Below are 18,495 nucleotides of genomic sequence, written 5' to 3'. Positions count from 1 at the left end.
AACATAGTCTTCTCCATTTAGATGGCTCAACGATGGCAGCACGCGTTCGGCGGGCCGTGGCGCAATGGGTCGGCTCGCCGGTCCTCTCCAAATCTCGTGCCGCCCTTGTGCCAAGCGTTCCCACGCAGTGCCGTCACACTCTGCGAACCGTTACGCCGAAGGTCTCAAGTCGCCGAACCAGATGCGCCGGATCGATCAGCGTTTCCGGAAAGAACAGCCCGGACTTAGGCGCAGGCCTCCCGGACAGGCCCAACAGGCATTCGACAGCGACGGCAACGCCGCGCGCACTCATGGCGGCATATCCTTCCGGGTCTATGAGCTCGTAGCGAAACCGGCCGGACTCACCGGTTGCCCGGGTGCCGGAGATCTCGATAATGACCTCATTGGAGGCGGCCTCACCGCGCTTCGTCGTGGCTGTCGGACCTGCCGCGAGGTCGATGCGCACGCGGTCCGCCCGAGTTGCAGATCCGAGGCTCAATACATCCAGCAAGCCTGCGGCATGCGCCTCATGGGGCGTGCCATCGACGCTGGTCAATCTGCCTTTGGAAAGGGTTTTGTCGGCCCATTGCCAACGGCCGTCATTCTTGACGAGCGGCAAGGGTCCAATCTTCTCGATACGCTCAAGATCCTTCCCTGAGACCGCGCCAAACGGATCGCCCGGATCGAAGAGGATTCCGATCTCGATCGCATCAATCGTCGTGAACTCGTTGGCGAAGTGCAATGTCGCCAGAGTAGGAGAGCCGCCGTTGCTATGCCCCAGCAACAGGATGGGAGCAGACGTTGGATTATGGGCGTAATGAGCGACGATCGGGCCCAGCTCGAAAACGCCATCCGACAACGCGATGTAGGGAATCCCTTGTCCTTGCGCATAGCGCAAAGTGTCGAGGGAGTGATCTCGCAGTGCCGTCACAACGATGCTGTGCTTCTCGCCGGAACCGGAACCAAGCCCGGGGGAGCCAAGGTCAATCTGTGCGGTGTTTGCGTTTCCGACCTCTCGTGCGAGGGCCCCGGCCTTATCCATGTCCCGCGCGGCGATCGTGATGGGCAGCTCAGGATGGAGCTTGCGGAGCATCCTGGTCGTGCGAGAACCAAGACTTCCGGTGGCGCCGAGGATCAGAACAGGGCGGTTAGTGTTCTGGGTCATGTTAGCAGATCCCTTCCTCTGCCACGTCAAAGTGCGTACCGATCACTTTCATCTGCTCCACGAAATACTCGGGCTCAATCAGCAACTCCGGGAAATAAAGACCTGGCGGCGGCGCTTCGCCGCGCAACCCGAGCAAGCGTTCTAGACCTAGAGAGACGCCAAGCGCGGTAAGCGGCGCCTGTCCCTGCGGATGGACGATCTCCAGGTGCGAGGATTCCTCCCGGCCGTCCTTTCTGGTTCCCGTCACGTCAATGACAATTTCGGTCGAATAGCTTTCACCGCGCCGTCGGCTGGCCGACATTCCGTAAGCAAGATTGAAGCGTATTGAGGAAGCACCGGTGGCTGCCCCCAAGCTGAGCACGTCGAAGGGTGAGTAGGCTTGGGCGTCCAGTTCAGTGCCGTCGATACTTTTGACGGTTCCCTTCGCCTCCTCGCCGGTCACCCATGACGCCCCGCCATCCTTGATCGTCAGGGCTGCCGGCGCGACGGAAGTGAGCCGTTCAAAATCATCGGACGCCGCAGGGCCGCCCATATCCTGTTCGTCGAGCACAACGCCGATGCGAATCGATTTGATCGTCTCGTAGTTGGCCGCTGTTTCGAGGACGGGGAACACTGCCGCCCCGGCGAGCCATTGGCTTGCCATCAGGATTGGAGCCCTGTCAGGCTGGTGGATGAAAAGGCCCACCTCCGGACCGATCTCGAAGGTGCCCGTCGATATGCTCAGGTACGGGATCTTGTGATCGAGCGCATAGCGGAATGAGTTGAGTGTGTGATCCTTCACAAAGAGTGCGATCGCCGAGAACGTAGACTCTTTGCCTAGCCCGAGATCGGGACGCGTCAGGTCGATGACAACGGCCGCCGCTTGTCCCACTTCGGCCGCTAATCTCTCGGCGCGGCGAAGGTCTCGCCCGCCGATGGCAAGAGGCAATTCAGGGTGGCGGTAACGGAGCATGCGGACGGCTTGGGAGCCGACGACGCCCGAGCCTCCTATGACCAGTACGGGAGCTGTTGGAAGTGACATTCGTTTCATCCTTTTTGGGCGATTGCCGCTGTAGGGTGCTTCTGTTATATTACCATTAGTAACTTACCGTTGGTAGGTATGCGCGCCGAGACGGTAATAGTCAAGCGGTCATTGTTGACGAGGTGGTGAATGGCAGTAGGGGAAAAACCCGGCTCGAAACGTCGGCTATCAAAGGCCGACAGGAGGGAGCAATTGATCGAGACGGCACTCGAAATTATCCGTGAGCATGGGGCTGACGCGTTGACCCTCGGGTATTTGGCGGAGCGAGCCGGTGTCAGTAAGCCGATCGCCTATGAACACTTCGAGACGCGATCTGGCCTTCTGATCGCGCTCTACCGTCGAATCGACGAGCAGCAGGTCAGAGCACTGCTCGACAGCCTAGCGACTGCCCGACACCAGTTGGATGAAGTTGCACGCCTGATCGCGCGGGCCTACATGACGTGTCACTCCGCTTCAGGACCGGAAGGACATGCCATCTCGGCCGCCCTGAGGGGCGATCCTCAGATGGAGGCCGTTCAGCAAGATCTTATTGACGGCTGCATCGGGATCTTCGCCAACGCCCTAGCGCCGTTCTCGAAGCTCTCCCGTGACGCACTTCAACAGCGCTGTGTTGGAATCGTCGGCGCTGCCGAAGCGCTGTCGCGTGATATGACGCGGGGGAAGCTCGATGAGATGGCAGCAATCAACAACCTTACCGCGCTAATAGTAAGCGGAATCGATCCGCAATGATCCATGCAACTGGCAACGGAACACGCTGGCGTGACCGTCTGGTGCTGTGCGCATCGCTGCTGGCTCCAGTTTGGTTGCCCTCCGACACGCACTCCAACCTAGATCCCGGGCGTCTGGCATAGGACGACCCGCCAGCCGTCTGGATCTTCGAATGTCACGCTCTGGCCGAGCCAATACGGGTTCTCCGGCTCAAAGGTCCATGACCTTGTTGGATCAGCCGGTCGCGGGCGCGAGCCAACTCCACCGCATCGGGGATGTACAGCACCAGAAGATTGTCGCGGCTCGGGGCCGGGCATGGACTTCCATCCCGATGCTGCGTGAACTCGAGATGATACGTGCTGTCAGGGCGTGGTCACATTAACTCGGGTTTGACTGCGACCGTGTAGACGGGCCAGGATGAGTAGATCTATCAGCTACAAACGCCACCGCTTTCCGCCTGAGATCATCACCTATGCGGTGTGGCTGTACTTCAAATCTCCACTGAGCCTACGTCTGGTTGCGGAGATGCTGCTCGAGCGTGGCATTGTCCGTCCCCTCTGAGACAGTTCGCCGGTTGGCGCTGAAGTTCGGGCCGGCCTACACTCGCCGCCTCAGGCGAAAGACGCCGAGCCGCCGCGATGCCAAAGCGGCCAAGCGCTTGCCGAGGCGTCTTTTGAAGAACCAGGGCCGCCCGCCCAAGCGGCTGATCGCCGACAAGCTCGGCTTCTATGCTGCCGCCCGGCGCCAGATCATGCCGAGGACCGAGCACCGCTCGCGTAAGGGCCTCAATAACAGGGTGGGGAGCTCTCACCTGTCGCTGCGGCGACGAGAGCGGGTGATGCAGGGGTTCCGGTCACCGGGAGGTCTGCAGCGGTTCGCCACGATCTTCTCAGCGGTTCGCAACCTATTCGTTCTCCCTCGCTCCCACCGCTCTGCCCTTGCTGCCCGTCTTCATCGCCTGAACGCCATGGCGGAGAGGAACGTCGCGGCTAATGTCGCCACTTGAAGCTGCCAGACGGCGGACTTTGCTCCAACGCGCCTACTGCTGGTTAAAGTGACAACGCTGCTTGGACGTCACTCTCGACTCCTTGGGGATGAACTCGGGGATGACAAGGGCATGGAGACCGGCGACGCACTCCCGGTCTCATCGGAGCATGGTGGCTGGACAGCCTCACAGAGCGTTGCCCGCAGCGCGTCACGGCGGCGCTCAAGGTCGGCGATCTGCCGCTCGACCTCATCGAGCTTCGCGCGATGCGCGGCCGTCACCGCACGGCAATCCGACGCCCGCGCCGCCTCGCCGGAAATCTGAGGCAGGAACAGCGCGATCTCGGACGTGCTGAAGCCAAGGCCGATCATCCGCCGGATCCGACGGACAAGCGCGGCGTCATCCGGTTCGAAGTCCCGGTAACCGCTTGCCGTCCGCGTCGGGCGGATGAGACCCATCGCCTCGTAGTGACGGATGGACCGTACGCTCGCACCGCTTCGCCAGTTCGCCAATCTTCATTCCGTGCTCCTGAACGAACCCTAAACCCTGACGCCAATGTGAGGGTCAAGTGACGCAAGTATGAGACAGGTTGTTGCCGTTCCCACTCAGGGGACATCGAAAGTAGAGCCAAACGGCATGAGCGATGATCTGGGACGGAATCCAGTGGAGCTTGTAGCTGATGGGATTGGTCATGCCGCGGCTCTTAAGCCACAAGCCGCTGACCGAAAGTTACCGTGACATCACCGGTACGACACGCCAATGGCAGGAGCGCGGCGCGCCCCCGCCGGGATATAATCGGCGGACGGGATCAAGTCGAAGTCCTAGGTCTCGTGATGGTTGCCGTTGTACCAGTCGGCGATCTCGCTGCCGGTCGCCAGCCAGACATCGCGGCGCGAGGTAATGTGTGCCAGTGCCTCGGCGAAGTGCTTGCTGCGGTGAGGGTGACCGATCAGGAACGGGTGCAGGCAGATCGACATCACCCGGCCCGTCCCGGCGCCATCTTCGTAGAGAACATCGAACTGATCTCGGAGGGCCTGGGCGAAGTCCTCACCGCTCAGCCCCTGCTCGAGAAAGGCCGTATAGTCATTCATCTCGACCGAGTATGGGAGCGACAGCATCTCACCATTTGCTACCCGCATCCGGTAGGGCTGTTCGTCGTTGACCCAGTCGGCGACATACCGGATGCCGGCAGCGGCCAGGATGTCGAGGGTGCGATGGCTTTCGGTCAGGGCAGGACTCAGCCAACCGCGCGGACGTGCCCCGGTGCTGGCCTCAATGGTGTCGAGCACACCCGTGATGAGGTGTCGTTCCTCGTCCTCCGACTGCCCGTTGATCACCGTGGAATTGTTGGTGCCGTGCCCCATCCACTCCCAGCCGAGCGCCTTGCCGGCCTCGATGATGCGAGGGTAGAGACGGCAGACATCCGCGTTGAGCGCCACGGTTCCCTTGACGCCGTATTTCTCCAGCACGTCCATCAGGCGCCAGATGCCGACCCGGACGCCGTAGTCCCGCCAGGAGTAGTTCAATACGTCGGGAACGAAGCCCATGGTCGACTGGATGATCGAGCTGGAGGGGCGGTCGAACAGGAAATGCTCGATGTTCGGTATCACCCAGACGGCGACACGGGCCCCATTCGGCCAGTGCAGTCGCGGGCGGTCGACAATGGCCGAATAGGGAAAGCGATCATGCTCCTGAGGGGGGATCATAACCTCGAACGACGCAGTGCCGAGGAGGGGCGCAGGGTTGGTGGGGGTCGGCCCGGCAGCGGGAGTTTGCAGGAATTCTCGTGTCGTCATGGTGTCCTTCAGGATCTCGTGAAACCTCGAGGCCAAGTTAGGGCCCTCAACCTGGGCGGAGAATTGGGCTATAATTCATAAGACTTCGGACAATCTTGTCCGCAATCGCGGGAAGCGTGAATGGATCGTCTTGGCTCTCTTAACGCCTTCGTTCAGGCAGCAGACACCCGCAGCTTTACCGTTGCCGGACAACGCCTTGGCGTGTCGTCCTCGGCCATCGGCAAGGCGGTCGCCCGGCTGGAGGAACGGCTCGGCGTCAGACTGTTTCATCGTTCGACACGGACGATAACTCTGACAGCCGAGGGGGAACTGTTCCTTGAGCGGTGCCGGCGCATCTTTGGCGAGGTTGAGGCCGCCGAGCAGGAACTCGCGCAGACGCAGGGCGCGGCAAGGGGGAAGCTGCGGGTCAGCCTTCCCTTGGTGGGCATGTTGATGATGCCGACGCTGAGCGCCTTCATGCACTGCTATCCCGAGGTCGAACTCGACCTCGACTTCACGGATCGGCTGGTGGACGTGATCGATGAGGGCTTCGATGCTGTCATACGTGCCGGAGAGGTGAGTGACTCACGCTTGATGACCCGCACACTCGGGACGTTCCGTTTCAGGCTCGTCGCCGCGCCCGAGTATCTCGCCCGGAGGGGCACACCGCGGAAGCCGTCCGATCTGGCAAGACACGCTTGCCTGCATCATCGCTTTGCGACAAGCGGCAAGCTCGAACCATGGCCCTTACGGATCGGCAAGGCCTTCACGCTGCCGATAGCCACGGTAGCCAACACGATCGAGCCACTGATTTATTTGGCTGAGCAGGGACACGGCATCGCCAGCCTGCCGGATTTTGCAATCCGGCAGCAACTCGAGAACGGCACCCTGGTGCCGATTCTTGATCGGTATATCCATCACGAAGGCATCTTCCGGATGCTGTGGCCGTCGAGCCGCTACCTGTCGCCGAAGATCCGCGTTTTCGTGGACTTCATGGCAGAACGTCTTTTTTCCAACACATGAAGCGCTCCTCGCAGGCAACTCAATCGACCCCGTGAAAGCCATTCACGAGGCATCTGGGATGCTCCTCCCTCATTGACGGCTCTTGCGCGAGGGATTGTCACCAAGGCATAGAAAGTCAATATACCCGATCTCTGTCCCACCAGGATGAGCCCATTTAAGAGCCACGTCTTGGAAGGTGTAGCGGGTGCGCTCTACGAACGGGTTCAGGAGCTAAGCCCACCTCAGAGCATAAGGCGGGCTTAGCGTGCTGCATCAGGCGGCGAGCGCCTGCTGACGCAGAACGTCGTCCAACGTGACTTCGCCCAGGAACCCGCCTCCGCTGACAGCGGTCTCGCCCCGCTCGACCGCGTGCGCGAACCGGACTGCCGGATCCGCCTCCAGCTTCTCGAACAGCCGCTGCAAGCCGGGGTAGTCGCGGCGATCGACAACGTCATGGTACTTGGTCCACCGCGCGATGCCGATAAAGTACGCATCGGCCAACGTGCGCCGATCTCCCAGCAGCCATTCCTTGTCACCCAGCATCCGCTCCAGATCGGCATGGGCCTTGGTGACCTTCGCCGCACCATAGGCCCTGAGGGCGTCCTTGTCGGGGCCTTTAACCCCATGCTCAAGGGCGTACCAGAGCGGGCCGAAGCTGGCGAAGAAGCTCGTGTTGAGGAATGCCAAGACTTGGTTGAGCCGGTCGAACCCGGCCGTGCCCTGGGCGAACGACAGTCCCTTGCCGATCCCCCGAGCTCCGAGGTGGTTGAGGATCGCCATGCTCTCGCTGATCCGCTCGCCCGTGGCAGTCACCAGCGTCGGCGTCTCGCCCACTGGATTGATCCGGCGGAACGCGTCGGTCTGCACGCCCTCCGGCATCTCGATGCGGCAGAGCCGATAGGGCTCCCCCAGCCACTCCAGGGCAACGATCGAGCCGAACGAGCATCCCGACGGGACGCCATACAAGAGGGTCTGAACCATGTGTGTCTCCTTGTGTCTGTGACGACACCAACATGGCACCATGGACTTTGCGGCTGAAGCCGCTACTTTGGAGACCCAAAGTCCACAAACGTGAACAATAGGGCATGAGGTTCAACTTCAACGACCTGCACATCTTCGTCCAGGCGGTCGACAACGGGGGCTTTGCCGCGGCCGCCCGGTACCTGGGTGTTCCCAAATCAACGATCAGCAAGCGGGTCGCTGAACTTGAGGCGGATCTCGGCATCCGCCTGATCCATCGCACCTCTCGCAGCTTTGTGCTGACCGACGTCGGCCGGGACTTCTACGACCATGCCCGGGCAGCGGTCATCGAGGCCGAGGCCGCCGAGAGCGTGGTGCAACAGCGGCAGGCAGAGCCACAGGGTACCGTCAGGATCACGGCCTCTGTGCCGGTGGCGCAGTTCCACCTCGCCGACCGTCTGCCGACTCTCGCCCGCGCCTATCCCAAGCTGGACCTGCAACTCCACGTGACCGACCGCTTCGTCGACCTGGTCCGGGAAGGCTTTGACATTGCGATTCGGAGCCATTTCGCGCCGCTGCCCGATTCCGATCTCATGCAGCGCCGGATGAAGGTCGAGCGGATCATGCTGCTCGCTTCGCCGGACTACCTGGCACGGCGGGGCACGCCCGGATGCCCCGAGGATCTTGCCGGACACGACGGATTGATGACCGGGCCCGCGTCGAGGACATGGTACCTGAGGGACAACGACGGTCGGGAGGTTCAGGTCACTCCGGTGGCACGGATGGTAGCCGACGAGTCCTCGGTGCTGTTGAAGGCGGCGGCTGCGGGACTGGGCATCACCTGCCTGCCAGAAGCCATGTCGGCGCGAGCAACGGACAGCGGAGAACTGATCCGGGTGGTTCCGGACTGGACGGCCGGCAGCGTGACCTCCACGATCCTGACGCCGCATCGACGCGGCCAGCTTCCGGCCGTCCGGGCCGTCATCGATTTCCTGGCGAGCGGCTGACAGCCGGATGAGCGGCCGCAAGCACCTGATCCCTATACAGAGGTAGTGCAGTTTGCCGCGGATGTGGACGAACACCTCATCCAAAAACCACTTGTCGCCGGGCTTCGGCCGCCGCCGTTTGACGCTGTCGGCGTAGCTCCGTCCGAAGCGCAGGCCCCACTCGCGTATGGTCTCGTAGCTGACCTCAATGCCTCGCGCCGCCAGGATCAGCTCGACCTCCCGCAAGCTCAGACTCAAGCAGTGATACAACCAGACGGCCTGGTTGATGATCTCGGCCGGGAAGCGGTAGCCGCGGTACGGGTTGGACGTGGTGCTCATGCCCAGTCCCTGCCACAGATCCCGAACCTTCCAACCTGACAGTACCCTCCGCCGAGCTGGCCAAGCATGGGATTGGCGGCTTTCGGCGTCGAATTCAGCTTTGCTCCGAGCGGCAGCGGTTACAAGCGGACGGGACAGGAGCTGATCGGCCGGCTCAGAGAGAATGAGGTTTCGCGAGTCAGTGCAATATTCTGGCTGCTTGAGGCTTGCGGTTAGAATAGCCCTCATGCTGTCTTAATCGGAAATTCGCTGCATTCTCACCTGCGCTTCACGTCTGCATCAACGCGTTAGCTCAGGTGTGCATGGAAGTCGGCTATAACCGGGAAAATTGGATGGATCTCGCGCTCGCCCTTAGGGCCTTCGTTCGTACGGTCGAACGCGGCTCAGTGACCGCTGCGGCAAAAGACCTCGGCGTATCGCAACCTGCCGTGACAAAGCATCTGCGCAATTTGGAAGCTCACGTCGGAGCACGTCTGGTCGAGCGGTCGTCGCGTATCGTTAGACCAACACGGCTCGGACAGATGCTCTATGAAGCAAGCCAGCCTGCACTTGCTTCCATCGAGGCTGCACTCGAAGGCGTCAGGCGCAATATGGGAGTCATCGAGGGCCTGCTTCGGGTTCACGCTCCAACGTGCATCGGAGCCAAGCACCTTCATCCGATCGTTATGGAGTTTCAGGATCGGCATCCGACCGTTACGATTGATCTGGTGCTCGAAGATCGCGTTGTGGATCTTGTCTTCGAGAACTTCGATCTGGGGATCAAGTATGGGCGCCCCGACGGGCACGGGCTCATCATTAGGAACCTGGGCCACATTCGGCGAATTCTGGTCGCGGCGCCAGCTTTTTTGGCCAAGCATGGGCCTGTCGATACGCTCGCCAGGCTCGCCGAGATCGACATGGTAACAACTGCGGCGGTGCTGTCACCCCACGACACGCTCTTCCTTCAGCGCGGGGCCGAAGAAGCCGAAGTACGCGTTCGCGCGACCCTTAGAACAAACAATTCAAATGTTATCGTGAACTCGCTCATGACAGGGCGGGTCGCAGGGCCAGTCCAGCATCTGCTCGTCCATGACGAGCTGGAGGGCGGCACCCTGGTGCACATCCTCCCCGAGTACGAGGTCAGGTCACACGGTATCTTCATGGCTTACCCATCCGTTCGCTTCATGCGCCCCGTGGTCAGAGCGTTCACCGACTTTGTAGTTCCGCGCTTGAAAGCTGTTGAGGGCGTTGACACAGTCAGGGAGCCACCCGCTCGACACGATGCTGTGACGGTCGAAGTGCGTGAGGATGCGCCTAAGAAGCCATCCACTTTGCTGGTCAGCTCGTAGGAGATCAGAGGAACAGAGATGCATGCGGTCTGAGGCATCATAACTCACAGCTATGATGCCTATAAACGCATAGCTAATGGACACATGTGCGCGATCAACCTTACTTGCAGTCCGGCCTACGGGAACTGACAAGCAATGATGACGAGACGAACTGTATTGCTAATGGGGACGGGAATGCTCGCAGGGTGCGTTTCTCGTCCTGAAACCGCTACGATCGAGCCGGCTACCGCCAAAATCGATACCTTCTACTTGCAGATGTATGCTGCTCTGAATGATGAGCCATTTCCCGTTCAGACAGTCGATCTCACGCAAGTCGACCCGAGGTTCTGGCGCCGCGAGGTCTCCTACTCCAGTGCGGAACCGCCGGGCACCGTAGTCGTCGATCCGGGCGAGCGATATGCCTATCTGGTGTTGGGCGGAGGTCGGGCGATCCGGTATGGAGTTGGAGTCGGCAAGGAGGAGGCATTCAACTTTCAGGGATCTGCAACGATCGGGCGAAAGGCGGAATGGCCGCGTTGGACACCGACGCAAGACATGATTCGCCGAAACCCAGAACGCTACGCAAAGTTCGCGGGCGGCTTGCCGGGCGGACCCGACAATCCTTTGGGGCCGCGCGCCCTGTATCTCTATAGAGACGGACAAGATACGCTCTACCGACTTCACGGCACAATTGAGCCATGGACTATCGGCACGATGGTCTCCTCCGGTTGCATTCGTTTTCTCAACCAGGACATTATTGATCTGTATCGCCGCGTCCCTGTGGGAAGCAGGGTTACCGTTCTGCCGCCATCCGGCAGTCAGGTCTGAGCGGCAAAATCCCATTGATCCATTCGAACAAAGAAACCAAGCAAGGAGGGGTCTGTCATGCAGCGCAACTCAATCGATATCGTCCAACGCTTCTGGAATGAAGTCTGGCGCTCGCCACAAAATCCGCAAGCTATAGACGCACTGGTCCATGAGGAATTCGTGATCACATCGGGGGGGCACGACATTCGCTCACGTGATGCGTTCAAACAATGGGTCATAGGTTTCCAGTCTCAGGTGCGGGACCTGGAATTCGAAGTTCTCGATATCTTCCAAAGCGACGACGGAAGACGCGTTGCCACGCGTTGGCAGCTGACTGGCCGCAACAATGGATTTCTTGCGACCGAGGCGGATGGGACGCCCTTCACAATGGTCGGCAACGCGATCATTGCTGTCGGTGAGGACGGCTTGCTCCGTCATAACTGGGTTGATCGGAACGCTTATGAGGTTCATGGCCATCTGACCGGAAGCCGGCGCACCGTCTAGAGATTGGATGACTACCAATAACGCAGCGGCGATGGATATTTCCATCTTTGCCTTCACTTGGCGGTGGAGCGAATGGAGGGATTCGCCGCATACTTGAAGCATAGGCATTTTCAGCGCTATATTGGCTTTGAGACAGCATCGCTAAGCGGTTGATTTTGCAAAGCGCCGTTGCGGCGGGTCCGCAGGTATAGGCAAATACAAATCAGTTTGTGACAGAACCTACGGACTCGCTGCTACACCGTCCAAGCCCATTAGTGTTGCGTGCTACTCACGCAAGGCGCTTGACCTTCGCTTGCACCCCGGAGGCAAGCCATGCAGCCAAGGAACCGATGGCGGATGCACCGCCGAGCTCAGCGAAGGATTCCAGCGTCGGCGCCGCATGGGCAGCGAACACGCTGATGACTCCAACAAAATAGCTTGGGATATTGCTCAGCGTCGGCAACGCCCGGAGCGACACAATCAGCATGCCGACACTGAACACAACGACTGGCAGCGTGAAGGTGGTGAGAACCGGGCCGAGCACGGCCAATGCCGCCGCCGCCGCGAGGCCAATGAGAAGGCCGAGCGCGAGACATAGATAGTTGACCAGCCCATCGCGGGCCGAATGCCCCCGCGTAAAGTAGGCGACCCAGCCCATGAACATTGCCCAGACCGGAACTGCCGCGAGCGTGCTGAGATAGGCGGCAGCGGCCGCCACCACACCGGCTATTGCGCTTACGGCGAGAAACCGGCCAATTAGGGTGATGCCGTTGGGCGTCGCCGGATTGCGGGTGGCGGTGATCTGCTGCGAGCCCCCGTGAGGCACTGTCACGGCTGCTTGGATAGGTTTGACTGACATATTTCAACTCCTCTGTTTGCCTGCCCCGACATCGCTGCTGCCGGGATGTGGATGTGGTTGAGAACAACCCGGCCTAGACCTCGCGGCCGATCAGACGATCGGCGGACCACTTGCCGCCGCCGTGGATGGAAATCAGCAGCGCGACGAAGCCCAGGATCAGCGGATATTCAAAGCCGCGATCGATCCAGGGATAGGTCGGGCCAAGGGCGATGCAGATGAAGGCCATCTGGATCGCCAGCATCGGCGCGACTATCCGGGTGGCAAAGCCGAGCGCCACCGCCAGGCCGCCGAACGTCTCCAGCAGCGCGACGAATAGGGCGAGCTGCGGCGCGAACGGCAGGCCAAGCACCTCGCCAATCATGCGTGTTGATCCCGCCATCGGGTCGGCCATCGAGCCGTGGGCCGTTCCCAAAAGCTTCGGAATGCCGTGGGTGACGATCGTTATGCCGAATGCGGCCCGAAGAAGGGTGTAGGTCAGTGGCCCGGTGGTCACGTAGAGCCGTGCCAGGCCGGGAAAGATAAGGGTGGTTTCATTCGACATTGGATGCTCCTGTTGCTCTGGGTCATGCCAGGAAGGCAGGCCCGCGCTGATCGCGGGCACTGCCGTTCGTTGGCGTCAGACAAGCTTTGCGGGCTTCAGCAGGTCCGCGAGGCCGACGCGGTGCAGGAACTCGGAACGCACGCGATCGAGGACCGCGAAACCGACGCTCGCGCCGTCTTCGGCCGGGTCGTAGTGGATCCGGAAGGGGCGCGCGCCAAAGGGCGCATCGACCGCCGCAACGATCCGCTCGGCCACGCCGGCAGGGTCAGCGTCCTCGGGAACGGTCGCCGCCAATTTCGGCGGCAGCTCGGTCATGAAGCCCTTGTAGGGACCGGCCTCGTATTCAGCGACGCGCGCGGTGTCGGCCGGGCTGCCGGAATGCGCGAAGTGGTTGGTGCCCTTGGTGAAGGCGCCGGGGACCACAATCGTTGTCTCGATGCCCCAGCGGGCCAGCTCACGGGCATATTGCACCGCCAGCGAGTCCATCGCCGCCTTGGCCGCGAAATAGGGCGAGAGATAGGGCGGCGTCCCGCCGGCCGAGCTGGAACTCGACACCCAGACCAGGAGCCCCTGCCGCTGGCGGCGCATGTGCGGCAGGGCGGCCCGATTGACTCTCTGAGTTCCGAGCACATTGACATCGTACTGCTGAGCGAACTGCTCCGGGGTGAAGGCTTCAGCCGGGCCGAACATCATGTGTCCGGCGTTGTGAACCAGCACATCGATGCGGCCGCTCTCGGCAATGATCTTCGCGACCGCTTCATTGGCCGATGCGTCCGACTGAACGTCAAGTTCAGTCGGGCGAATGTCTCGGCCTTCGATAGCAGCCAGCTCGCCGGCGTTCTTTGCGTTGCGCCCGGTGATGTCGCGCATGGAGGCATAGACCGTGTGGCCGGCCTGAGCCAGCGCTTCGGCGGTCATGCGGCCGAAGCCGCTGGACGCGCCCGTGATGAGAATGATCTTCTTGGACATGACGAACTCCTTCCTGCGACTTAGGTTGGTTTCAGATGATCCCGCCGTTGGCGCGCAGGACCTGACCGTTGATCCAGGCTCCGTCGGGGCCGGACAGGAACGCGACGGCCGCGGCAATGTCCTCAGGCCGGCCGAGACGCTCCAGTGGGGCGAGCTTGGTGAGCCGCTCAATGGACTCCGGCGTATTGGCGTCCAGAAACAGTGCGGTCGCGGTTGGTCCAGGGGCCACGGCGTTAACGGTGATGTTGCGTCCCCGCAGCTCCTTGGCCAGGACGTGGGTCATTGCCTCGACGCCGGCCTTGGTAGCGGCATAGACAGCGTAGTTCGGGTGATAGAGACCCACGACGCTGGACGAGAGGTTGATGATCCGGCCACCCTCGCGCAGTCGACGGGACGCCTCACGCAGGGTGTTGAAGCTGCCCTTCAGGTTGACGGCCACCTGGCTGTCGAACAGCGCGTCGTCGCACTCCGCAAGCCGCGCCACCTTCATGATACCAGCGTTGTTCACCAGCACGTCCACGCCGCCGAACGCGGCCTGCGCGGCGTCGAACATACGGGCCACGGCGTTTGCGTCGCTCACGTCCGCCTGCGCCGGAATGGCCTTGCCGCCCGCGGCTTCGATCTTCGCAACCAACGTCTCTGCATCGGCCGCGCCGCCGGCATAGTTGATGACGACCGTGAAGCCGTCCGCCGCCAGGCGCTCCGCAATCGCAGCGCCGATGCCCCGTGAGGCGCCGGTAACAATTGCTACTTTGTTCGTATCTCTGTTCATCTCGAAAGCTCCTTGTGGTCACCACCCTGCCGGGCTGGTGCAAGCAAGATGCCTCCTGGAGTCGCAGAAATAATTATGCTAACTACAGTTAGACTGTTCGTCCTGATGGAACAATCGAGCGAGCCATGGACAGACTTGACGCGATGCGGCTGTTTACCCGGGTTGTCGATCGCTGCAGCTTCACCGCGGCGGCGCACGACCTCGACATCCCGCGTTCCACCGCCACCCAGGTGATCCAGGAGCTCGAAGCCCGGCTTGGCGTGCGGCTGCTCCAGCGAACCACACGCGCCGTGCGGCCTACTCTCGACGGCGAGGCCTATTACCGGAGATGCCTCGCGATCCTTGACGACGTCGAGGATGCGGAGGGCGCTTTCCGCGGCGCGGCACCCAAGGGCATGCTGCGGGTCGAAGTGCAAGGCACGATCGCGAGGCATTTCCTTTTGCCGGCCCTGCCGGAGTTCCTCGCACGCTACCCCGATGTCGAAATCGCGATGAGCGAGAGCGACCGCTGGGTTGACGTGGTGCGTGAGGGCGTCGACTGCGTGCTGCGCTATGGGGCGCTCCCAGACAGCGAGCTTGTGGCGCGGACGGTCACGACGCTTGATCGCATCACCTGCGCTGCGCCCGCCTATCTGGAGCGATACGGCTGCCCACACACGCCGGACGATCTAACCCATCATCATGCCGTGGGCATCCGTTCCATCACGACTGGCGCGCTCACCCCGTTTGAATTCGTGCAAGCTGACAGCATGAAGCGAATCGAGCTGCGCGCTCCCCTCTCGGTCACCGGAACAGAAACCTTCCGCAGCGCAGTCCTGCTGGGACTGGGGCTTGCCCAAATGCCTGTCTTTCATATCGATCGCGATCTGGCAGAGGGACGCCTTGTGCGTGTCATGGCTGACTATCCAACGCCATCGGCCCCGGTCTCAGTACTCTACCCCCGCAGCCGGCAGCTCTCCCCGCGAGTGCGGCTCTTCATCGACTGGGTGGTTCAGCGCTTCCCCGGCACGCGGAACTTGTCGTGAACCAGCAAAGCCGATGGCGGAATTGTCACCTGAAGTCCCATTCAGATTTCGCTTGACCTCGCTCCGGCGTTGCAACGGAACCTGTGGCGTGCCATTTTGGGTGGGTGGACTTGACCAAAGCAGCTCCAATCTTGGATTTCGTGACTGAGGCCGGACTCTGTGGTCTCAGTGAAGTCGAGCTCGTTCATGGTTTTTGCGAGCGCCTCCGAACTTCTGGCATTCCAGTTGCCCGTGTGCTCGTCCTCATAGATACACTGCACCCGACCCATGAAGGCCACGTTTTTCGGTGGCGGCACTCCGGTGAGTTCACACCTTTCAACGAATACGGACGTGTCAGCGACGGGGGCGACGCTGCTCAAAAATGGGCAAACAGTCCGTTCAACTATATGCTCGGCACTGGAGCCACAGAATTGAGGCGCCGTCTCGCTCAAGGTGAGACAGCCGAGTTCCCACTTCTTCAGGAATTGCGGTCAGAGGGGCAGACCGACTATATCGCACTAACCCACCGGTTCGGTAAGGGTGCCCTTGGTGAGATGGATGCGGTCCACTCGTCCTGGGCGACGGACACGCCAGAAGGCTTCGAAGAGTCCCAGCTCGTCTTTCTGCGCCAACTGTTGCCGACATTTGCACTAGCCTTGAAGTGCATTTCACTGGGTCGCGTAGTGGAAACAATCGTTGAAACCTACCTCGGCCGCGATGCCGGTCAGCGGGTGCTGTCTGGCCGCATCGCACGTGGCGTAGCTGAGCGCATCAGCGCAGTGATTTGGTATAGTGACCTACGAGGCTTCACGCGCATCACAGATGCTGCGCCGCACGATGTGATCCCGTTTCTGAACGATTACGCCGACGCGATCATCTCCTCGGTGCATGAGGCCGGCGGTGACGTCTTGAAGTTGATTGGAGATGGCGTCCTTGCAATATTCAAGGCTGATGACCCGAGCACAGCATGTGCATCCGCCCTTCGCGCTGAGGCGTTGATGCGGGCCGAGGTTGATACCGTAAACGCGAGACGCTCATCTCAGGCTCTGCCGACCACGGATCCGTATCTGAGCCTCCACATAGGAGAGGTCTTTTACGGGAATATCGGAAGCAAGGACCGGCTTGATTTCACGGTCGTGGGTCCCGCCGTCAATGAGGCAAGCCGCATCGCAGCTTTGTGCCGGTCTGTTGAGAAGGACGTTCTAATTTCCTCCGCCTTCGCGGCTGCGACTCAAGCTGAGGATCGGGCTCGCTTTGTTGGAGTCGGCCGGTATGCGCTGCGAGGGGTCGAGAAGGCGCAGGAGTTTTTCACGCTGGAGCGGGTATAGCAGCTGCCACCGGGTATTCACGACTCACGATTGGCACCTGCGTACGCGAGCGTCGCCTCCGCGGTCAAGGAGGCACGATGCAAGGCTTCGCAGCGATCCGAGCGCGGCGTTCTCATCGCCTGTGTCCAGGCTTCCGAGGCGGCGTTGCGCAGCCGCAGGTACTCCTGGCACGGTGTCCGCGCTTCGGCCTGCACCGTCAGGCTAACCAACGCGGCCGTTGTGAAGGCCGCCACTCCTTGAAGGGTCATGGTCTGTCCTCGCACGCGTTCGGTTCACCGGATACGCGACAATACGGGAGAAATTGATCTCATCAGAAACGGGCGCATATACGGCCACACCTGGTCACACGGGCCGCCAATTACCTACCGGGTGGCTTCAGCGGTTTGGCTGCATCAGCTCGATCCGATTGCCGAACGGGCCGCTCACATACCTGCGCTCAAACCCCTCCAGAGGCTGATCCTCTTTCAGCTCGTAGCCGGCCTCTTCCAGCCGCCGTGACACGGCCGCCAAGTCCCGGACAATGAACGCTGGATGAGCCTTCCTCGCCGGGGCAAAAGGGTCTTCCACTCCCAGGTGAACCTTCACGCTCCCGCTCTCGAACCAGCAACCGCCTCGGGCAGCCAGGTGAGGAGGCCTTGCGACCTCCGGGATGCCCAGGAGGTTGTCGTAGAAGGCTCGGGCATCATCCTCGCGCCCAGCCGGCATGGCTAACTGGACGTGGTCCATTCCGACAATGTGCATCGTGTTCCCCATCGACTGGCTCGACTTTGCATCAAGCTGACGGGCTTTTTCGCCGAACAGGAGTTGTGGAACAAGGCCCCATAGTCCGGAACGGTCGAGATCCCAGGACATTCGTTAAACTTCACGTTGATCGGCTCAGGCGAGCCGTGGAAAACCGTCGATGTCATCAAAGGCGTGAACTGGCTTACCTTCGAGGGTGGAAAGTTCTCAACGTGCGAGCGGCGAGGCATCTTCCTTGATCAGGCGCTCGATCTGCTGCCGGCGGACAACTGGCGTTGGTGGCTGGCCGCAAATGCTCCCGAGGGGAATGATACCGACTTCACCTTCGACCGCTTCGGGCGGGACGTGAACAATGATCTCGCCGATACGTTCGGCAATCTGGTCAACCGGACGCTTACCTTCGTCGCCTCGCGCTTCCAGGGGACGGTGCCCGAGGACGGAGTCCCGTCCGAGCCGGAGAGCGGGTTGGAGCGGGAGTTGGAGCAGCATCTCAATGCTCTCAGGCGCTATCACGCAAGCTGCTCCTTGCGAAAGGCGGCGGACGAGGTGCGGGCGATCTGGCGGCTTGCAAACGGCTATCTTCAGGTAGGGTTCGATCAGCTCGGGTTCGGTGAGCATGAACCCATCCGACTGCACGAGGCCGTCGACCCGGGCATAGGTCGGCAGCTCCGGCGCTGCGCAGAGGTATTCGCGCGCCGCGCCGATGACCTCGTCGGGAACATCGATGCGTTCGGCACGATGCCGTATCGCTGATGGGCCCGCCA

At 61.2% G+C, this 18,495-nt stretch carries 21 protein-coding genes and 2 pseudogenes; 10 read left to right on the top strand and 13 right to left on the bottom strand.

Features of this window, described 5'->3' with window-relative positions; all coding sequences use genetic code 11:
- Positions 1-133: 133 nt before the first annotated feature.
- Both E4K09_RS17200 and E4K09_RS17195 read right to left on the bottom strand, forming a co-directional pair.
- Entirely contained in the window at positions 134-1,072 is a 939-nt protein-coding gene (locus tag E4K09_RS17200; protein WP_134499012.1) for a hypothetical protein, read from the bottom strand.
- 73 nt (positions 1,073-1,145) lie between these two features.
- A complete protein-coding gene (locus E4K09_RS17195) occupies positions 1,146-2,165 on the bottom strand; it encodes an SDR family oxidoreductase (protein WP_134499011.1) in 1,020 nt (339 codons plus the stop codon).
- Between the two features lie 192 nt (positions 2,166-2,357).
- Between E4K09_RS17195 and E4K09_RS17190 the strand changes: the two genes are divergently transcribed.
- Complete coding sequence (locus E4K09_RS17190) at positions 2,358-2,894, top strand: TetR/AcrR family transcriptional regulator (RefSeq protein WP_244610555.1); 537 nt, start codon at positions 2,358-2,360, stop codon at positions 2,892-2,894.
- A 98-nt stretch (positions 2,895-2,992) separates the two neighbouring features.
- Here E4K09_RS17190 and E4K09_RS31105 read toward each other — a convergent pair whose 3' ends face one another.
- The gene (locus E4K09_RS31105) at positions 2,993-3,190 is read right to left on the bottom strand and encodes a hypothetical protein (protein ID WP_425293855.1); all 198 of its coding nucleotides are present in this window, start codon (positions 3,188-3,190) and stop codon (positions 2,993-2,995) included.
- Between the two features lie 100 nt (positions 3,191-3,290).
- Here E4K09_RS31105 and E4K09_RS17185 point away from each other — a divergent pair.
- Positions 3,291-3,879, top strand: a pseudogene (locus E4K09_RS17185) (IS6 family transposase).
- Between the two features lie 68 nt (positions 3,880-3,947).
- Here E4K09_RS17185 and E4K09_RS17180 read toward each other — a convergent pair.
- From E4K09_RS17180 to E4K09_RS17170, 3 genes and pseudogenes are all read right to left on the bottom strand, one after another.
- Positions 3,948-4,370: a MerR family transcriptional regulator gene (locus tag E4K09_RS17180; RefSeq protein ID WP_204985748.1), complete on the bottom strand. Its 423-nt coding sequence runs from the start codon at positions 4,368-4,370 to the stop codon at positions 3,948-3,950.
- A gap of 91 nt (positions 4,371-4,461) precedes the next feature.
- Positions 4,462-4,551, bottom strand: a pseudogene (locus E4K09_RS17175) (IS6 family transposase); the annotation flags it as partial.
- A gap of 128 nt (positions 4,552-4,679) precedes the next feature.
- A complete protein-coding gene (locus E4K09_RS17170) occupies positions 4,680-5,690 on the bottom strand; it encodes a polysaccharide deacetylase family protein (protein ID WP_244610554.1) in 1,011 nt (336 codons plus the stop codon).
- An 84-nt stretch (positions 5,691-5,774) separates the two neighbouring features.
- On the opposite strand from E4K09_RS17170, the gene E4K09_RS17165 reads away from it, so the two are divergent.
- A complete protein-coding gene (locus E4K09_RS17165; RefSeq protein ID WP_134499009.1) occupies positions 5,775-6,656 on the top strand; it encodes a LysR family transcriptional regulator in 882 nt (293 codons plus the stop codon).
- Positions 6,657-6,908: 252 nt separating this feature from the next.
- Here E4K09_RS17165 and E4K09_RS17160 read toward each other — a convergent pair whose 3' ends face one another.
- Positions 6,909-7,616: a glutathione S-transferase family protein gene (locus tag E4K09_RS17160; RefSeq protein ID WP_134499008.1), complete on the bottom strand. Its 708-nt coding sequence runs from the start codon at positions 7,614-7,616 to the stop codon at positions 6,909-6,911.
- Between the two features lie 104 nt (positions 7,617-7,720).
- On the opposite strand from E4K09_RS17160, the gene E4K09_RS17155 reads away from it, so the two are divergent.
- From E4K09_RS17155 to E4K09_RS17135, 4 genes are all read left to right on the top strand, one after another.
- A complete protein-coding gene (locus E4K09_RS17155; protein WP_134499007.1) occupies positions 7,721-8,602 on the top strand; it encodes a LysR family transcriptional regulator in 882 nt (293 codons plus the stop codon).
- A gap of 650 nt (positions 8,603-9,252) precedes the next feature.
- Positions 9,253-10,248 (top strand): LysR family transcriptional regulator, encoded by a 996-nt coding sequence (locus tag E4K09_RS17145; RefSeq protein WP_134499006.1) that lies wholly within the window; start codon positions 9,253-9,255, stop codon positions 10,246-10,248.
- Positions 10,249-10,422: 174 nt separating this feature from the next.
- Positions 10,423-11,055 (top strand): L,D-transpeptidase, encoded by a 633-nt coding sequence (locus E4K09_RS17140; RefSeq protein WP_244610553.1) that lies wholly within the window; start codon positions 10,423-10,425, stop codon positions 11,053-11,055.
- Positions 11,056-11,112: 57 nt separating this feature from the next.
- Entirely contained in the window at positions 11,113-11,538 is a 426-nt protein-coding gene (locus E4K09_RS17135) for an ester cyclase (RefSeq protein WP_134499004.1), read from the top strand.
- A 268-nt stretch (positions 11,539-11,806) separates the two neighbouring features.
- On the opposite strand, the gene E4K09_RS17130 is transcribed toward E4K09_RS17135, so the two are convergent.
- The 4 genes from E4K09_RS17130 to E4K09_RS17115 all read right to left on the bottom strand — a co-directional run bounded on the left by E4K09_RS17130 (position 11,807) and on the right by E4K09_RS17115 (position 14,658).
- The gene (locus E4K09_RS17130) at positions 11,807-12,376 is read right to left on the bottom strand and encodes a DUF1097 domain-containing protein (RefSeq protein WP_134499003.1); all 570 of its coding nucleotides are present in this window, start codon (positions 12,374-12,376) and stop codon (positions 11,807-11,809) included.
- 73 nt (positions 12,377-12,449) lie between these two features.
- Positions 12,450-12,917 carry a DoxX family protein gene (locus tag E4K09_RS17125; protein WP_134499002.1) on the bottom strand — a complete coding sequence of 156 codons (468 nt, stop codon included), beginning with the start codon at positions 12,915-12,917 and terminating at the stop codon, positions 12,450-12,452.
- 75 nt (positions 12,918-12,992) lie between these two features.
- Entirely contained in the window at positions 12,993-13,886 is an 894-nt protein-coding gene (locus E4K09_RS17120; protein ID WP_134499001.1) for an SDR family oxidoreductase, read from the bottom strand.
- A 31-nt stretch (positions 13,887-13,917) separates the two neighbouring features.
- The gene (locus E4K09_RS17115; protein WP_134499000.1) at positions 13,918-14,658 is read right to left on the bottom strand and encodes an SDR family oxidoreductase; all 741 of its coding nucleotides are present in this window, start codon (positions 14,656-14,658) and stop codon (positions 13,918-13,920) included.
- 125 nt (positions 14,659-14,783) lie between these two features.
- Between E4K09_RS17115 and E4K09_RS17110 the strand changes: the two genes are divergently transcribed.
- Entirely contained in the window at positions 14,784-15,683 is a 900-nt protein-coding gene (locus E4K09_RS17110) for a LysR family transcriptional regulator (RefSeq protein WP_134498999.1), read from the top strand.
- A gap of 104 nt (positions 15,684-15,787) precedes the next feature.
- On the top strand, positions 15,788-16,990 hold the full coding sequence (locus tag E4K09_RS17105) for an adenylate/guanylate cyclase domain-containing protein (RefSeq protein ID WP_134498998.1): 1,203 nt from the start codon (positions 15,788-15,790) through the stop codon (positions 16,988-16,990).
- Between the two features lie 17 nt (positions 16,991-17,007).
- Here E4K09_RS17105 and E4K09_RS17100 read toward each other — a convergent pair whose 3' ends face one another.
- Entirely contained in the window at positions 17,008-17,238 is a 231-nt protein-coding gene (locus E4K09_RS17100) for a hypothetical protein (protein WP_134498997.1), read from the bottom strand.
- Between the two features lie 127 nt (positions 17,239-17,365).
- Positions 17,366-17,731: a VOC family protein gene (locus tag E4K09_RS17095; protein WP_134499027.1), complete on the bottom strand. Its 366-nt coding sequence runs from the start codon at positions 17,729-17,731 to the stop codon at positions 17,366-17,368.
- Positions 17,732-17,857: 126 nt separating this feature from the next.
- Between E4K09_RS17095 and E4K09_RS17090 the strand changes: the two genes are divergently transcribed.
- A complete protein-coding gene (locus tag E4K09_RS17090) occupies positions 17,858-18,484 on the top strand; it encodes a class I tRNA ligase family protein (protein WP_244610552.1) in 627 nt (208 codons plus the stop codon).
- Positions 18,485-18,495: the final 11 nt, after the last annotated feature.

Origin of the sequence: Microvirga pakistanensis, from assembly GCF_004458765.1 — a bacterium.
Lineage (GTDB): Bacteria > Pseudomonadota > Alphaproteobacteria > Rhizobiales > Beijerinckiaceae > Microvirga > Microvirga pakistanensis.
Note: the sequence above shows the minus strand (reverse complement) of the source record. Positions and strands in the feature narration are given on the sequence as shown.

Bases quoted from the DNA above. Each gene is read 5' to 3' on its own strand.
- E4K09_RS17200 (WP_134499012.1), bottom strand. From the start codon at position 1,072: ATGCTCCGCAAGCTCCATCCTGAGCTGCCCATCACGATCGCCGCGCGG.
- E4K09_RS17195 (WP_134499011.1), bottom strand. From the start codon at position 2,165: ATGTCACTTCCAACAGCTCCCGTACTGGTCATAGGAGGCTCGGGCGTC.
- E4K09_RS31105 (WP_425293855.1), bottom strand. From the start codon at position 3,190: ATGCCCGGCCCCGAGCCGCGACAATCTTCTGGTGCTGTACATCCCCGA.
- E4K09_RS17165 (WP_134499009.1), top strand. From the start codon at position 5,775: ATGGATCGTCTTGGCTCTCTTAACGCCTTCGTTCAGGCAGCAGACACC.
- E4K09_RS17160 (WP_134499008.1), bottom strand. From the start codon at position 7,616: ATGGTTCAGACCCTCTTGTATGGCGTCCCGTCGGGATGCTCGTTCGGC.
- E4K09_RS17155 (WP_134499007.1), top strand. From the start codon at position 7,721: ATGAGGTTCAACTTCAACGACCTGCACATCTTCGTCCAGGCGGTCGAC.
- E4K09_RS17145 (WP_134499006.1), top strand. From the start codon at position 9,253: ATGGATCTCGCGCTCGCCCTTAGGGCCTTCGTTCGTACGGTCGAACGC.
- E4K09_RS17140 (WP_244610553.1), top strand. From the start codon at position 10,423: ATGCTCGCAGGGTGCGTTTCTCGTCCTGAAACCGCTACGATCGAGCCG.
- E4K09_RS17135 (WP_134499004.1), top strand. From the start codon at position 11,113: ATGCAGCGCAACTCAATCGATATCGTCCAACGCTTCTGGAATGAAGTC.
- E4K09_RS17130 (WP_134499003.1), bottom strand. From the start codon at position 12,376: ATGTCAGTCAAACCTATCCAAGCAGCCGTGACAGTGCCTCACGGGGGC.
- E4K09_RS17125 (WP_134499002.1), bottom strand. From the start codon at position 12,917: ATGTCGAATGAAACCACCCTTATCTTTCCCGGCCTGGCACGGCTCTAC.
- E4K09_RS17120 (WP_134499001.1), bottom strand. From the start codon at position 13,886: ATGTCCAAGAAGATCATTCTCATCACGGGCGCGTCCAGCGGCTTCGGC.
- E4K09_RS17115 (WP_134499000.1), bottom strand. From the start codon at position 14,658: ATGAACAGAGATACGAACAAAGTAGCAATTGTTACCGGCGCCTCACGG.
- E4K09_RS17110 (WP_134498999.1), top strand. From the start codon at position 14,784: ATGGACAGACTTGACGCGATGCGGCTGTTTACCCGGGTTGTCGATCGC.
- E4K09_RS17100 (WP_134498997.1), bottom strand. From the start codon at position 17,238: ATGACCCTTCAAGGAGTGGCGGCCTTCACAACGGCCGCGTTGGTTAGC.
- E4K09_RS17095 (WP_134499027.1), bottom strand. From the start codon at position 17,731: ATGCACATTGTCGGAATGGACCACGTCCAGTTAGCCATGCCGGCTGGG.